Consider the following 14,103-nt stretch of genomic DNA (forward strand, 5'->3'; position numbering starts at 1 on the left):
TTCAAATCAATTTTCACCTTGCCCCCTCCTTTTGCACCTCAGAAGGAGGCTCTCAGCGGGCGACGGAGAGCGCCAGTTGCTGGCGCTGGCCATTGCTCCACTCGATATTGAGCAGCCAGACCATCATCGGCGAGGTGCAGGATCCCACCAGGGTCGTCCCTTGCCAGCCCTGGGCTGTGGCCTCAAAGGTGACCGGAATGGTCCCCATGAACATGTCCCGCCCCTCCAGCCACGCCTTCACCGGCGTGACGGCCGGATCGCCGCCCTGAAGCTGTATCACGAAGTCACGTTCGGCCTGTACCGGCAGCGAGGCAATGCGGGCGGTCAGCGGCTTATTCCCCGCCTGCAGGGGGCATGAGCTGTGGGACAGATCACAAATCTGATCTTTTTCCGAGCTTGCCATCGCCGTCTGCGCGCCATCGAACCAGGTTCGATAGGCAACCAAACCGAGCAAAATAGTCAACACGATCGCCAAATGAATAATTTTGCGTGAAGTGAGTCTCTCTTTCATGAAAAAACAACCTTGTAAGATGTCTGAAAAATGACATTTTCGTGATCTCGCGCAAGGTAAATAATTGAACAGGCGAGACCCAACGGAGCCAAATATATCACTGTTTATACTGTTATTTTACCTGTCAGTTCAGTATCATTCCCATTGAATTTTCATTTAGCTACTTTTTGCTTTTCCTTTTATTAACAGTTGTTAACAAGAGAAAAGGCAGTAGCCAATGAAGTCGGTCCACCTCACTGGACACAAAATCAAACAACAGCAGCATCGGAAGCGGAATACAACGATGAGCCATACAACTAACCATCCTGAGTACAACTACACCGTTGTTCGCCAGTTCACCGTCATGACGATTGTCTGGGGAATTGTCGGCATGTCGGTTGGCGTACTGATTGCAGCCCAGTTGATCTGGCCTGCCCTCAACTTTGATACTCCCTGGCTGACTTACAGTCGCCTTCGCCCTCTGCACACCAACGCGGTCATCTTCGCATTTGGCTGTAGCGCCCTGATGGCGACCTCCTTCTATGTGGTGCAACGCACCTGTCAAACCCGACTGTTTGGTGGCCCGCTGGCGACCTTCGTGTTCTGGGGCTGGCAGGCCATCATCCTTTCTGCCGCCATTTCGCTGCCGCTGGGATACACCACCTCCAAGGAGTACGCAGAGCTGGAATGGCCGATTGATATCGCCATCACCATCGTCTGGGTCGCCTATGCCGTGGTCTTCTTCGGCACCCTGGTCAAGCGCACCACCTCCCACATCTATGTGGCGAACTGGTTCTTCGGTGCCTTCATCATCACGGTGGCCGTGCTGCACATCGTCAACAACATGGAAGTGCCGCTTTCGGGCATGAAGTCCTACTCCATGTACTCCGGCGCCATGGATGCCATGGTGCAGTGGTGGTATGGCCACAACGCGGTAGGCTTCCTGCTGACTGCCGGCTTCCTCGGCATGATGTACTACTTCGTACCGAAACAGGCGGGTCGTCCGGTCTACTCCTACCGTCTCTCCATCGTCCACTTCTGGGCGCTGATCTCCCTCTACATCTGGGCCGGTCCGCACCACCTGCACTATACCGCCCTGCCTGACTGGGCACAGTCCCTCGGCATGGTAATGTCCCTGATCCTGTTCGTCCCCTCCTGGGGCGGCATGATCAACGGCATCATGACCCTTTCCGGTGCCTGGCACAAACTGCGTTACGACCCCATCCTGCGCTTCCTGATCGTGTCCCTGTCGTTCTACGGCATGTCCACCTTCGAAGGCCCCATGATGGCGATCAAGACCGTCAACGCCCTCTCCCACTACACCGACTGGACAATCGGTCACGTCCACTCCGGCGCGCTGGGCTGGGTTGCCATGGTCTCCATCGGTGCCGTGTATCACCTGATCCCGAACCTGTTCGGCCAGGGCCGCATGTACAGCATCAAGCTCATCAACGTCCACTTCTGGCTGGCGACCGTGGGTACCGTGCTCTACATCGTCGCCATGTGGATTTCCGGTGTGATGCAGGGTCTGATGTGGCGTGCGGTCAACGACGACGGCACCCTGACCTACAGCTTCGTAGAAGCGCTGCAGGCCTCTTATCCCTTCTACTTCGTGCGCTTCCTGGGTGGCTGCTTCTTTGTCACCGGCATGTTGCTGATGGCCTACAACGCCTATCGCACCATCACTGCGCCCAAAGGTTCCCTGGAACCTGTCGCACAGCCAGCATGATTGAAGAGGTCAAAGCATGAGCAACAATAACCGTCACGAGATCTTTGAAAAGAGCGTTCCCATGCTGGTGGTCGGCATCATATTTGCCATCAGCCTGGGGGGCCTGGTGGAAATCACCCCGCTGTTCTTCCAGAAGCAGACCACTGAGCCGGTCGAGGGCCTCAAGCCCTACACCGCCCTGCAGATGGAAGGGCGCGACATTTTCATCCGCGAAGGCTGCACCGTCTGCCACAGCCAGATGATCCGTCCGTTCCGCGCCGAAACCGAGCGTTACGGCCACTACTCGGTCGCCGGTGAGAGCGTCTGGGAGCACCCCTTCCTGTGGGGCTCCAAGCGTACCGGTCCGGATCTGGCCCGGGTTGGCGGTCGTTATTCCGACGACTGGCACCGTGCCCACCTGATCAACCCGCGCGACGTGGTGCCCGAGTCCAACATGCCCGCCTTCCCCTGGCTCGACACCAACGTGCTGACCGGTGAGCTGACCGGCAAGAAGCTGGCCCTGTTCCGCGATCACTTCGGCGTACCCTACACGGATGCCGACATTCAGGGGGCCGGTGAGGCCGTGAAGGGCAAGACCGAGCTGGATGCGCTGGTAGCCTATCTGCAATCACTGGGTCATGCCCTGAAATAAAGGAGTCAGGATATGGATTACGGCACTTTTCGCGGCCTGTATACCCTGCTGTTGATGGCCATCATGATCGGCATCATCGTCTGGGCCTACAGCAAGCGCCGCAAGACCTCCTTCGACGAGGCTGCCAATCTGGTATTTGCCGACGACGAGCAACCCAGTGCTGATAACAAGAACGCAGGAGCGAAACAATAATGAGCACTTTGTTTAGCATTTTTGTGACCGTCATCAGTCTGGGGACCATCCTCGGCTGCTTCTTGCTGCTGGTATGGTGCCTGCGCGACAAGATGGGGGTGGAAGAAGGCAAGTCCATGGGACACGCTTTCGACGGTATCGAAGAGATCAACAACCCGTTGCCGAAGTGGTGGACCTACATGTTCCTCTTCTTCATCGTCACCGGTCTGGTCTATCTGATTGCCTTCCCGGGCCTTGGCAACTTCAAGGGCGTGCTGGGCTGGCAGAGCTCCAACCAGGACGTACGCTCGCTGGCCGAGTCCAAGGCGGCGGCGGCTTCCGCCAAGGCTGAAGGCCGTGCGGTGGAGTACGATCGCGAGCTCGTCAAAGCTGACGAGATCTACGGCGCCAAGTTCCGCGAGCTGGCCTATCAGGCCGATGGCAAGACCTATCGCGCCATCGAGGAGATCGCCGCCGATCCGGAAGCCCGCAAGGTGGGTCAGCGTCTGTTCCTGCAGAACTGCTCCCAGTGCCACGGCTCCGATGCCCGCGGCGGTCGCGGTTTCCCGAACCTGACCGACAGCGAATGGCAGTGGGGCGGCGCGCCCGACCAGATCAAGACCACCATCATGGGCGGTCGTCAGGGCGTGATGGCCGCCTGGGGCGAGATCCTCGGCAAGGACGGTGTCCGCGAAGTGGCCTCCTACGTGCTGAGCCTCTCTGGTCGCAAGGTGGACATGGTGGAAGCCAAGAAGGGTGAAGCGCGCTTCACCATCTGCGCCGCCTGTCACGGTCCGGACGCCAAGGGCGGCATCGCCTTCGGGGCACCGGATCTCACCAACAACACCTGGCTCTATGGCGGCTCCCGTCAGGTGGTCGAGCAGACCATCACCCACGGTCGTCACGGCGTGATGCCGGCCTGGAAGGATATTCTGGGTGAAGACAAGGTGCACCTGCTCGCCTCCTACGTTTACAGCTTGTCCCACAACGACCAGCAAAATAAGCAGTAACATGTGATAAACACGTGATTACTCAGCAAAAAGCCTCGACTCTTCGAGGCTTTTTGTTATCTTGTGTTGACTGAAATCCCTCTGTTTCGTTAACCACTGGTTTCACGGTAGTAGCACTATGTCCCAACCCTGGTATCGCCAATTCTGGCCCTGGTTCATCATCGCCCTCCCGACCGCAGCCGTGATCGGCAGCATCAGCACGGCGATCATCGCCAGCAAGGATGGCGTCAACCTAGTGGCCGAAGACTATTACAAGCAAGGCAAAGAGATTAATCAGGATCTCAGCAAGTTTGATCGCTCCGAAGCCCTCAACATCCACATCGCGCTGGAGGTCAACGGCAACGAGCTGACCCTCAAGCCGCTGTCAGGGGATATCCCGGCCGGCCAGGCGCTCTACCTCTCCCTGTTTCACCCCACTCTCGCCGGCATGGACAGCGAGCACATGGTGACCGCCGACGGCAACGGTGTCTATCGCCTGCTGCTCGACAAGCCGCTCACCGGCAAGTGGCACGTGCGGGTGGATGCCTTCAACCACGAATGGCGGCTGCAAGAGACTGTCCAGCTCCCCACCAAGGCCCCCGTCGAACTCGATCCCAAAGGGCGCTGAGTCATGACTGGCCCGCGTCATCCTGACCTGCCGGCCCTGATCGGCGGTCACCGCTTTTCATCCGCAGACCCGGTGGTCTGCGACAATCTGCCATGACTGGCTGCTTTCACTGTGGTGAGCCGGTGCCCGCCGGCAGCCGCTATGCCCTCGAGATAAAGGGCATAGTCCAACCCATGTGCTGCCCCGGTTGTCAGGCGGTAGCGGAAACCATTCTGGAGTGCGGCCTGGCCAGCTACTACGAGCACCGCACCGCCCCCGGCACCAAGGGCGAGCTGGTGCCCGAGGAGCTCGCCGCCCTCACCCACTACGATCTGGCCGAAGTACAGCAGGACTTTGTCACCGACAGCGCCACCGGTAGTCACAAGGTGCGCGAGATCCAGCTGACGGTGGAAGGCTTGACCTGCGCTGCCTGTGCCTGGCTCATCGAACGCCATCTGGGCAACCTGACCGGACTGCACTACATCAACGTCAACACCACTACCCACAGGGCCCGCATCAAGTGGGATCCGGACCGGCTCTCGTTGAGCGACATCCTCAAGGGCTTTGCCAAGATTGGCTATCGCGCCTACCCCTTCCAGACTCACCAGCAGGAAGCGCTTTACGCCAAAGAGGTGCGCAGCTACATGTTCCGGCTGGCATTGGCGGGGCTCGGTTCCATGCAGGTGATGATGTGCGCGGTGGCGCTCTACATGGACCTCTTCATCAGCGTCGAAGAGGAGTTCATGGTCTACTTCAAGTGGATAAGTCTGCTGCTCTCCACCCCCATCATGATCTACTCGGCCCAGCCCTTCTACGTGGGCGCCTGGCGCAGCCTCAGGCAGGGGCACCTCTCCATGGACGTGTCGGTGTCACTGGCGCTGATCGGTGCCTTCGTCGCCTCCATGTGGGCCACCGTGTTCAACACCGGTGAGGTCTATTACGACTCCATCACCATGTTCGTCTTCTTCCTGCTGCTGGGGCGCTTCCTCGAGCTGCGGGCCAGACGCAAGGCCTCCGAGTCGAGCTCCAATCTGGCGCGGCTGGTGCCCATCATGGCCACCCGACTCGATGAGGATGGCGAACACGAGGTGGCCGCCAAGACGCTGCAGGTAGGCGATCGGGTGCGAGTGTTGGCGGGGGCCACCCTGCCGGCGGACGGCACCATACTGCTTGGGCAGGCCAGCCTCAACGAATCCATGCTGACTGGCGAACAGCTGCCGCTGCTCAAACAGGCGGGAGATGCCGTCTACGCCGGCACCATCAACACCGACGCGCCGCTGGAGATCCGGGTCAGTCATCGTATCGAAGAGTCGCGTCTGGCCCAGATCATGCGGCTGCAGGATCACGCGCTGGACGACAAACCGGCCATCGCTCAGATGGCGGACGTGCTCTCCCGCCACTTCATTCTGGTGCTGCTGTTCATCGCCGCTGGCGTATGGACCTTCTGGCACTTCCATCAGCCGGAGCAGGCCTTCTGGGTCACTTTGGCGGTGCTGGTGGCGACCTGCCCCTGCGCCCTGTCGCTGGCCACCCCCACCGCGCTCACCTCGGCCACCGCCCGCCTGACCCGTGCCGGCATCCTGCTGCGCCGCGGCCACGTGCTGGACGTGCTGACCCGGGCCAACCGCATCGTGATGGACAAGACCGGCACCCTGACCACGGGCAACATCAGCCTGACCAGCACGGAGGCCCTGGGCAATTTCGACGAGGCGCGCTGCCTTGCCATCGCCCGCGCCCTGGAGGCCTATTCCGAACACCCCATCGCCCGCGCCTTTCGCAGCAACGCCGCAGACGACGCCGTGCTGCTGGCGGCCAGCAAGGTGACCCCCGTCATCGGACACGGTATCGAAGGGATGATCGAGGGACGTCACTATCGCCTCGGCAGTGCCCGTTGGCTCGGCATCAGCGATGCCCACGAAGCGCAAGCGGACGGGCTGGTCATCTATCTGGCCGACGAGGATCGGGCGCTCGCCCGTTTCCTGCTGACCGACACCCTGCGCCCCGATGCGAAGGCGCTGATCCAGGCCTTCAAGGCGGCCGGCCTCAAGACCACCATCCTCACCGGCGACAGCTCGGCCCAGGCCGACGAGGTGGCCCGCGAGCTGGGGGTCGACGAGCTGGTCAAGGGCGTCACCCCGGATGGCAAGCTGGCCTATCTCAAGGAGCACGAAGCCCACGGCGACATCAGCATCATGGTAGGTGATGGCATCAACGACGCCCCTGTGCTGGCCGGCGCCCACGCCTCCTTCGCCATGGCCGGCGGCACCGATCTTGCCAAGAACAGCGCCGACGCCATTTTGCTGGCCGACGATCTCTCCCGCCTGCTGGATGCCCGCGCCCTGGCGCTGCGCACCCGCAAGATCATCAAGGAGAACTTCGCCTGGTCCATCGGCTACAACCTGCTGGTGCTGCCGCTGGCGGCGAGCGGCTGGCTGCCCCCCTACGTGGCGGCGGCGGGCATGTCGCTGAGCTCCCTCATCGTGGTCACCAACTCCATGCGGCTCAACCGCTGAGCCGTGGCCACAAGGACAGACAGGGTGAAGGGAGCGGGCTCCAGTCAGGCTCCCTTCACCATCAAATCGACGGGCCCGCGGCCACCAACGGGTGTACCATGACCCCTCTTATTGCAAGGTTTGCTGCATGAACATCATCTTCGTCCTCATCCCCATTGCCATCCTCTTCGTCATCATCGCCGGCGCCGTCTTCTTCTGGGCCATTCGCTCCGAGCAGTTTGAAGATCTCGACCGCCAGGGTTCCAATATCCTGTTCGATGAAGAGCAACCCGCCCCCAAACACGCCGAGCACGAGCACAAAGATGACGGCCACCCTTGATCTGCTGGGCGCCCTGCTGGTGGGACTGGCCGGCGCCGGCCACTGCATCGGCATGTGCGGCGGCGTCTCCGCCGCCCTCTCCATGGCCATTCCTGCCGAGAAGCAACACTTCTGGGGCCGGCTCGGTTACCTGCTCAACTACAACCTCGGCCGGATCCTCAGCTATGTGATCGCCGGCGCCCTGGTCGGGGGCTTGCTCGCCACCACCAGCGAGCTCGGCGCGGGCAAGCACGCCATCGCCGGCCTGCGGCTGGTAGCGGCCTTCCTGATGATTGCCCTCGGGCTCTATCTCGCTGGCTGGTGGCAGGGGGTGTTGCTGCTCGAGCGCATTGGCGCCAGGTTGTGGCCCCGCCTCAAGCCGCTGGCGGGCAAGTTCATCCCCTTCACTTCGGCCTGGCAGGCACTGCCGTTTGGCATGGTATGGGGCTGGCTCCCCTGCGGGCTGGTCTACTCCATGCTGACCTGGAGCGCGGCGGCGGGATCGGCCGCTGGCGGCGCACTGATCATGCTCTTTTTCGGCCTCGGCACCCTGCCGACCCTGTTTGCGCTGGGAGGGCTGGCGGATCGACTGCGCTACTGGCTGACCCTGCGCAGTTTGCGCCTTGGCGGGGCCCTGCTGCTCATCGCATACGGGCTGCATACCCTCTGGTTCGGGATTGCATCCTTTTGAAACCCTATCCAAAACGGATGAGTTGATGGTAAACTTGTTTGATATAAATCAATTATTCGTATGAGCCTATGATCCCGGAAAAGAAACCTGGCAGACGTATTCAGAGCGGTGGCTGTGCAATTCATTGCCAGGATTGCAGCATCAGCCAGCTCTGCATTCCCTTCACTCTGAACGACAACGAGCTCGATCAGCTGGACAGCATCATCGAGCGCAAGAAGCCGATCCAGAAGGGTGAAGAGTTGTTCAAGGCCGGCGATGAGCTCAAATCGCTCTACGCCATCCGTTCCGGGACCATCAAGTCATACACCATTACCGAGCAGGGTGACGAGCAGATCACCGCCTTCCACTTGGCTGGCGATCTGGTCGGCTTTGACGCCATCCACAAGCAGGCGCACCCCTCCTTCGCCCAGGCGCTGGAAACCGCCATGGTGTGCGAGATCCCGTTCGACGTGCTTGACGATCTCTCCGGCAAGATGCCCAAGCTGCGCCAGCAGATCATGCGGCTGATGAGCAACGAGATCATGGGCGACCAGGAGATGATCCTGCTGCTCTCCAAGAAGAATGCCGAAGAGCGCCTTGCCGCCTTCCTGCACAACCTGTCGGTGCGCTTCTCCGAGCGCGGTTTCTCCGCCAAGGAGTTCCGCCTCTCCATGACCCGCGGCGACATCGGCAACTACCTCGGCCTCACCGTCGAGACCATCAGCCGTCTGCTGGGCCGTTTCCAGAAGTCAGGCCTCATCAGCGTCAAGGGCAAATACATTACCGTGCTGGATCACGTCGCCCTCGGCGTCATGGCCGGTGCAACCCGTCCCCCCTGCGGTTAAGCCTCCTCTCTCTGGTGCCGGATCGGTTTACCCCGAAATTTGATCCGGCACACGTCCCCCCTTCTCCTCCTGAGCTAAGCTGTAATGGCTAAAGGTCTGCCATCATTGGTATTTTTGCCAAGGAGGAGGAGAATATGGTCAAGTACCGAAAAATCCTGGTGGTCATCAACCCGGAAGAAGAGCGGCAAATCGCCCTCGAACGTGCGGTCAAGGTCGCCGAGCTGGATGAAGGGGCGCAGCTGACCCTGTTACTCACCATTTACGACTTCTCGTATGAAATGACCGCCATGCTGTCGGTGGACGAGCGGGAAGAGATGCGCCACGGAGTCATTTCCCAGCGCCGTGAGTGGCTCGACGACATACTCAAACCCTACCGTGCCCGTGGGCTGGACTGCGAGATCAAGGTGGTCTGGCATAACCGTCCCTTCGAATGCATCATTCAGGAAGTGCTGGAGCAGCGCCACGATCTGGTGGTCAAGGCGACTCACCACCACTCCTTCCTGCAAACCTTCATCTTCACCCCCACCGACTGGCACCTGCTGCGCAAGTGCCCCTGCCCCGTGCTGCTGGTGAAAGAGGGGCATTGGCAGCGGGGCGGCAACATCATCGCCGCCATCAATTGCTCCAGCGACGATCAGGATCAGAAGCTGCTCAACGAGCGGATCACCGAAGAGGGGATCGCCATCGCCGAGCTGCTCGGCTCCAACCTCTATCTGGTCAACACCTACCCCGGTACCCCGGTCAACGTGGCCATCGAGCTACCGGAGTTTGACCCCAACGCCTACAACGACGCCATTCGCAAACACCACGAGAGCCTGCTGCTGAGCCACGCCGACAAATACGGCATCGGCCATCTCTGGACCCGGGTGGCGGAAGGCCTGCCCGAAGAGGTGCTACCCGATCTCGCCGGCGAGCTGCAGGCCACCCTGATGATCATGGGGTGCGTCGGTCGCACCGGGCTCTCCGCCGCCCTGCTTGGCAACACAGCTGAACATGTGGTGGATCGCCTCGCCTGCGACATGCTGATCCTCAAGCCCGCCGACTACAGCTGCCCGGTCGATAGCCGCCGTCCAGCATAAGCCTTTCTTGCCCTCCCCCGGGACATGGCTATAATAAGCCGCTTATTTTTGTCCCGGGTTTCAGGTCATGCTAGAAGAGCTTAACGCCAAAGAAAAATACAGTTTCAACAAACTGCAGAAGCGCCTGCGGCGCAACGTAGGTCAGGCCATCGCCGACTTCAACATGATTGAAGAGGGTGACAAGGTCATGGTGTGCCTGTCCGGCGGCAAGGACAGCTTCGCCATGCTCGACATCCTGATGAGCCTGAAGGCCAGCGCCCCCATCCACTTCGATCTGGTGGCGGTCAACCTGGATCAGAAGCAGCCCGGCTTCCCCGAGCACGTGCTGCCCGAATACCTGAGCACCCTTGGCATCGACTTCAAGATCGTCGAAGAAGATACCTACGCCATCGTCAAGGAGAAGGTGCCGGAGGGCAAGACCACCTGCGCCCTCTGCTCCCGCCTGCGCCGCGGCATTCTCTACCGCACCGCCCAGGAGCTGGGTTGCACCAAGATTGCCCTTGGTCACCACCGCGACGACATCCTCGAGACCCTGTTCCTCAACATGTTCTACGGCGGCAAGCTCAAGTCCATGCCGCCCAAGCTGGTGAGTGACGATGGCAAGAACGTGGTGATCCGCCCGCTTGCCTACTGCAAGGAGAAGGACCTGGTGCGCTATGCCGAGGTCAAGGCCTTCCCCATCATCCCGTGCAACCTGTGCGGTTCTCAGGAGAACCTGCAGCGCCAGGCCATCAAGCAGATGATGCAGGAGTGGGATCGCCGCTTCCCGGGTCGTCTCGAGACCATGTTCACCGCCATTCAGGACGTGATCCCGAGCCACCTGCTCGATCACAAGCTGTTTGACTTCAAGAGCATCAACCGCGACTCCGGCATCATCGACGGCGGCGACAAGGCGTTTGATCCGCCCGAACTGCCCAAGGCACCGCTGCTGGACATCGATGAGATGGACATGCTGGACGTGATTGAGGTGCGCTAAGCCCTCACCATCACCAATGAAAAAAGGAGCGCCAAGCGCTCCTTTTTTCATTTTTATGCCGGCCACCCTCAGTGGCGGCTCAAGATGGGCTAGCCCTTGTGCAGCCAGGGCGTCAACCGCAGGATCTCTCCCTGCAGCTGCAGCTTGCCCTCTGCAAACTCCGCCAGCTGGGCGTTGCTCAACAGCAGTTGCCCCTCCTGCCAGGGCAGCGGCAGCTGGCGAGCACCGTCGATGAGGTAGGCGGTGCCGCTTGGCTGCACCAGGCTGACCCTCACCCCCGTCATCTCGGGCAGGAAATACTTGCCGACCACGCCGGCCAGCTTCTCCAGCAGGCTCTGCATGTCGTGCTGACGGCCCGTCAGCTCGCTCACCTTGAGCTCCCACCGACTGTCTGCCGGCGGCGGCACATCCGCCATTACCTGCACCGACAGATCGCAAGCTGCATGAGGCTCGGTGAGCCCCACCACCACGCTTGCCTTGTCGAGATTCAGATCGTCGTCATAGGGCAGTCGCAATTCGCTGTCAACGGTCACCTCAGCCGTCACGTCCCGATCCAGGGTCGAGACACGGGCCGAGGTGAGCAGGCAGCGCCGGCCATTTTGCGGATCGGTCAGATAAAAACCCAGCCTGGCGTGGCCGAACTCCCCTTTGGCGAAGGTCTTCATCTGGCTGTAGAAGGTGCCGTACTGCAGCTCAAGGGAGGGCTGCGCCACTGCCAGCATGGGCGCCATCAACAGCGCGGCTGCCATCCCGTATCGATTGTTCATATGCCATCCTTTTGCATCACGCATCTACACGCGCCGCTATCTGTTGCTGTTGTCTGACGCCCTGCATGCCCGTCAGGCGTTGAAATGATCGGGGCCCTGGCTCACGTCGGTTACTTCGACCGCCACCCCGCACAGATCCCGGTAGAGGATCCCCTTGCAGTTGAAATAGAGCGGTGCCACCCAGATAAGCCCCAGCCCCATGGGGATCAGCGCCAGGAAGAAGAGCGCCATCATGACCCCGTGCAGCAGCACTATGCTGGGCCAGCCGCGGGCAAACAGCCGCAGGGAAACCAGAATGGCCTGCGCCGGCGACAGGCCGCGCTCCAGCACCAGCGGCACGGTAAACACCAGCCCCATGCCGATCAGGGCCGACGGAATGAAGGCCAGCATCACCGGCAGACCCACCAGCTCGAACAGCGGGCCGAACAGGCTGGTGATGAGGCTGCCGAGCAGGCTCAGGCTGCCAAGGCGCAGGAAGTGGCGAAAGAAGTCGAACACCTGGCTCGGCCGGGCATGCACCCCCACCGACTGCTGCAACCCCAGCATGTCGAGGGAAGAGGTCATGGGCGACATGATGACGGTGATGAGCAGGCTCAGCACCAGGGCCACGTCCATACCCCCTTCCTGATTGACATAGGGGGCGAGCAGGGTGTTGCTCAACAGTATCCAGATGGCCGTTACCCCGACGATGGCCAGCAGCAGGCCGAACCCGGTGCGCCGCGTCTGTTGCCAGCTCTCCTGCAATACCCCCTTGAGGTCGAGACGATATCCCTGGCTCAGGGACTGTTCGAGGGAACCACCTATCCGCATTTTGTTACTCAATTGACTATCCAACATCCGAAAGACCACTATTCAGGGAGCACATTATAGCGATTTGACCCGGCATGCGTAGCCGTTTTTCCCGCGCGTCTGCACTCAAAAAGCCTTTGATTTCATCAGCCCTCCTTGTCCTGGCCGGGATCCCGCCCTTGGCCGACGGCCACCAGGGGCGTAGGATGCCAGGCGACAGTGCGGATTTTTTTGCGCGCCCCTCCCCACCCGGGATAACAGGGGGCACGCGCTTCACAAGGAGATGTTCATGTCTGATTTGACCCTCTATCTCGCGCCCGGCACCTGCGCCATGGCCGTGCGTATCGCCCTTACCGAAGCCGGTGCCCCTCACGTTGTCAAACGGCTGGATCTGGCGGCCGGCGAGCAGCGCTCCCCCACCTATCTGGCCATCAACCCCAAGGGACGGGTCCCGGCTCTGGTCACTGAGCACGGTGTGCTCACCGAGACGCCGGCCTTGCTGCTTTATGTGGCGCAGCGTTTTCCCCATGCCGGGCTGGCACCGCTGGACGACCCCTTCCTGCTGGCCCGCATGCAGGAGGTGCACAGCTTCCTCGCCGCCACCGTGCACGTCGCCCACGCCCACGGCCGGCGTGGTAGCCGCTGGGCCGATGACCCGCAGGCCATCGCCGCCATGCAGGCCAAGGTGCCGCACAACATGCGCGAGGGCTTTGCCGAGATAGAGCGCCACTATCTGGCCGGCCCCTGGGTGCTGGGGGAGCGCTTCAGCCTGGCCGACATCTACCTGTTCGTGGTGGCGAGCTGGCTCGAGGGCGACGGGGTGGCCATCAGCGACTTTCCCAAGGTCGTGGATCACTATCGGCGCATGCTGGCACGCCCCGGCGTGCAACAAGGGCTCACCCTCTAATTCCTCTCGTTGCGGGTGCCAGTGCTCTTCTGGCACCTTTTTTCCCCGCTTTCCCCTCGCCATTGAGATCGTTTTCACATTTCTGCCATCTCCTGGTGGATCCAGAACGCCTGAACGCCTATCTTCCACTTCATGACGCAACCGGTTGCGTAACCGATTGCCTAGCTAACATCAGATACGCGGGCATAGCCTGCCGAGGTGCTGTATGAAACGAGGCGTACTGCTCAATGCTCCCCTGAGTGCCCTGGTGGCAAGGATGGGCCACACCGACGAGATCACCGTCTGCGATGCGGGCCTGCCCATTCCGGCGGGCCCCGAGCGCATCGATCTGGCGTTGATGGCGGGGACGCCGAGCCTTGGCACCGTGCTGACTGCCCTGCTCACCGACCTGGTGGTGGAGAAGGTGATCATGGCGAGCGAGATCAAGCAGATCAGCCCCGCCGCCCATCAGGCGCTGGTGGATCAGCTGGAGGCGCACGCCGCTGCCCAAGGCAAGCCCATCACCATCGAATACTGCCTGCACGAAGAATTCAAAGCTCGCTCCCACCAGAGCAAGGCCATCGTGCGCAGCGGCGAAGTGACCCCCTACGCCAACCTCATTCTCTGCGCCGGCGTGGCGTTTTAAGCCTTTTCAAGGAATCA

The 14,103-nt window shown here is 61.0% G+C and carries 16 protein-coding genes; 13 read left to right on the top strand and 3 right to left on the bottom strand.

Annotation, left to right across the window (positions count from 1 at the left end):
* Positions 1-52 precede the first annotated feature (52 nt).
* Entirely contained in the window at positions 53-511 is a 459-nt protein-coding gene (locus AB5Y94_RS22730; protein WP_010634019.1) for a hypothetical protein, read from the bottom strand.
* Between the two features lie 283 nt (positions 512-794).
* Between AB5Y94_RS22730 and ccoN the strand changes: the two genes are divergently transcribed.
* From ccoN to ttcA, 11 genes are all read left to right on the top strand, one after another.
* Entirely contained in the window at positions 795-2,219 is a 1,425-nt protein-coding gene (ccoN, locus tag AB5Y94_RS22735) for a cytochrome-c oxidase, cbb3-type subunit I (protein ID WP_005300785.1), read from the top strand.
* Between the two features lie 16 nt (positions 2,220-2,235).
* Positions 2,236-2,850 (top strand): cytochrome-c oxidase, cbb3-type subunit II, encoded by a 615-nt coding sequence (gene ccoO / locus AB5Y94_RS22740; protein WP_005300783.1) that lies wholly within the window; start codon positions 2,236-2,238, stop codon positions 2,848-2,850.
* Between the two features lie 12 nt (positions 2,851-2,862).
* Positions 2,863-3,042, top strand: coding sequence for a CcoQ/FixQ family Cbb3-type cytochrome c oxidase assembly chaperone (locus AB5Y94_RS22745; protein ID WP_005300779.1), 180 nt, complete (start codon positions 2,863-2,865; stop codon positions 3,040-3,042).
* The gene (gene ccoP / locus AB5Y94_RS22750; protein WP_005300777.1) at positions 3,042-4,031 is read left to right on the top strand and encodes a cytochrome-c oxidase, cbb3-type subunit III; all 990 of its coding nucleotides are present in this window, start codon (positions 3,042-3,044) and stop codon (positions 4,029-4,031) included. The genes AB5Y94_RS22745 and ccoP overlap by 1 nt, the downstream gene beginning before the upstream one ends.
* Positions 4,032-4,149: 118 nt before the next feature.
* A complete protein-coding gene (locus tag AB5Y94_RS22755) occupies positions 4,150-4,638 on the top strand; it encodes a FixH family protein (RefSeq protein ID WP_011706148.1) in 489 nt (162 codons plus the stop codon).
* 92 nt (positions 4,639-4,730) lie between these two features.
* Positions 4,731-7,130 carry a heavy metal translocating P-type ATPase gene (locus AB5Y94_RS22760; protein WP_368206650.1) on the top strand — a complete coding sequence of 800 codons (2,400 nt, stop codon included), beginning with the start codon at positions 4,731-4,733 and terminating at the stop codon, positions 7,128-7,130.
* Positions 7,131-7,257: 127 nt separating this feature from the next.
* Positions 7,258-7,449, top strand: coding sequence for a cbb3-type cytochrome oxidase assembly protein CcoS (gene ccoS, locus AB5Y94_RS22765; protein ID WP_005300771.1), 192 nt, complete (start codon positions 7,258-7,260; stop codon positions 7,447-7,449).
* Complete coding sequence (locus AB5Y94_RS22770; protein ID WP_368206651.1) at positions 7,433-8,119, top strand: sulfite exporter TauE/SafE family protein; 687 nt, start codon at positions 7,433-7,435, stop codon at positions 8,117-8,119. The genes ccoS and AB5Y94_RS22770 overlap by 17 nt, the downstream gene beginning before the upstream one ends.
* Positions 8,120-8,187: 68 nt before the next feature.
* Entirely contained in the window at positions 8,188-8,943 is a 756-nt protein-coding gene (locus AB5Y94_RS22775) for an FNR family transcription factor (protein ID WP_005300768.1), read from the top strand.
* A gap of 134 nt (positions 8,944-9,077) precedes the next feature.
* Complete coding sequence (gene uspE / locus AB5Y94_RS22780) at positions 9,078-10,022, top strand: universal stress protein UspE (protein WP_017764530.1); 945 nt, start codon at positions 9,078-9,080, stop codon at positions 10,020-10,022.
* Between the two features lie 67 nt (positions 10,023-10,089).
* Positions 10,090-10,998, top strand: a complete 909-nt coding sequence (ttcA, locus tag AB5Y94_RS22785) for a tRNA 2-thiocytidine(32) synthetase TtcA (protein ID WP_005300763.1) — start codon at positions 10,090-10,092, stop codon at positions 10,996-10,998.
* Between the two features lie 89 nt (positions 10,999-11,087).
* On the opposite strand, the gene AB5Y94_RS22790 is transcribed toward ttcA, so the two are convergent.
* Both AB5Y94_RS22790 and AB5Y94_RS22795 read right to left on the bottom strand, forming a co-directional pair.
* On the bottom strand, positions 11,088-11,765 hold the full coding sequence (locus AB5Y94_RS22790) for a DUF2987 domain-containing protein (RefSeq protein WP_368206652.1): 678 nt from the start codon (positions 11,763-11,765) through the stop codon (positions 11,088-11,090).
* A gap of 72 nt (positions 11,766-11,837) precedes the next feature.
* Positions 11,838-12,575 carry a hypothetical protein gene (locus AB5Y94_RS22795; RefSeq protein WP_368206711.1) on the bottom strand — a complete coding sequence of 246 codons (738 nt, stop codon included), beginning with the start codon at positions 12,573-12,575 and terminating at the stop codon, positions 11,838-11,840.
* A gap of 268 nt (positions 12,576-12,843) precedes the next feature.
* Between AB5Y94_RS22795 and AB5Y94_RS22800 the strand changes: the two genes are divergently transcribed.
* Both AB5Y94_RS22800 and rbsD read left to right on the top strand, forming a co-directional pair.
* Positions 12,844-13,461: a glutathione S-transferase family protein gene (locus AB5Y94_RS22800; RefSeq protein WP_368206653.1), complete on the top strand. Its 618-nt coding sequence runs from the start codon at positions 12,844-12,846 to the stop codon at positions 13,459-13,461.
* Positions 13,462-13,666: 205 nt separating this feature from the next.
* The gene (gene rbsD, locus AB5Y94_RS22805) at positions 13,667-14,086 is read left to right on the top strand and encodes a D-ribose pyranase (RefSeq protein ID WP_026458858.1); all 420 of its coding nucleotides are present in this window, start codon (positions 13,667-13,669) and stop codon (positions 14,084-14,086) included.
* Positions 14,087-14,103 lie beyond the last annotated feature (17 nt).

The organism is Aeromonas sp. s5, assembly GCF_040907865.1.
In the GTDB taxonomy this organism is placed as follows: domain Bacteria; phylum Pseudomonadota; class Gammaproteobacteria; order Enterobacterales; family Aeromonadaceae; genus Aeromonas; species Aeromonas dhakensis.

Coding starts and splice junctions, on each gene's coding strand:
- AB5Y94_RS22730 (WP_010634019.1), bottom strand. CDS start 511: ATGAAAGAGAGACTCACTTCACGCAAAATTATTCATTTGGCGATCGTG.
- ccoN (WP_005300785.1), top strand. CDS start 795: ATGAGCCATACAACTAACCATCCTGAGTACAACTACACCGTTGTTCGC.
- ccoO (WP_005300783.1), top strand. CDS start 2,236: ATGAGCAACAATAACCGTCACGAGATCTTTGAAAAGAGCGTTCCCATG.
- AB5Y94_RS22745 (WP_005300779.1), top strand. CDS start 2,863: ATGGATTACGGCACTTTTCGCGGCCTGTATACCCTGCTGTTGATGGCC.
- ccoP (WP_005300777.1), top strand. CDS start 3,042: ATGAGCACTTTGTTTAGCATTTTTGTGACCGTCATCAGTCTGGGGACC.
- AB5Y94_RS22755 (WP_011706148.1), top strand. CDS start 4,150: ATGTCCCAACCCTGGTATCGCCAATTCTGGCCCTGGTTCATCATCGCC.
- AB5Y94_RS22760 (WP_368206650.1), top strand. CDS start 4,731: ATGACTGGCTGCTTTCACTGTGGTGAGCCGGTGCCCGCCGGCAGCCGC.
- ccoS (WP_005300771.1), top strand. CDS start 7,258: ATGAACATCATCTTCGTCCTCATCCCCATTGCCATCCTCTTCGTCATC.
- AB5Y94_RS22770 (WP_368206651.1), top strand. CDS start 7,433: ATGACGGCCACCCTTGATCTGCTGGGCGCCCTGCTGGTGGGACTGGCC.
- AB5Y94_RS22775 (WP_005300768.1), top strand. CDS start 8,188: ATGATCCCGGAAAAGAAACCTGGCAGACGTATTCAGAGCGGTGGCTGT.
- uspE (WP_017764530.1), top strand. CDS start 9,078: ATGGTCAAGTACCGAAAAATCCTGGTGGTCATCAACCCGGAAGAAGAG.
- ttcA (WP_005300763.1), top strand. CDS start 10,090: ATGCTAGAAGAGCTTAACGCCAAAGAAAAATACAGTTTCAACAAACTG.
- AB5Y94_RS22790 (WP_368206652.1), bottom strand. CDS start 11,765: ATGAACAATCGATACGGGATGGCAGCCGCGCTGTTGATGGCGCCCATG.
- AB5Y94_RS22795 (WP_368206711.1), bottom strand. CDS start 12,575: ATGCGGATAGGTGGTTCCCTCGAACAGTCCCTGAGCCAGGGATATCGT.
- AB5Y94_RS22800 (WP_368206653.1), top strand. CDS start 12,844: ATGTCTGATTTGACCCTCTATCTCGCGCCCGGCACCTGCGCCATGGCC.
- rbsD (WP_026458858.1), top strand. CDS start 13,667: ATGAAACGAGGCGTACTGCTCAATGCTCCCCTGAGTGCCCTGGTGGCA.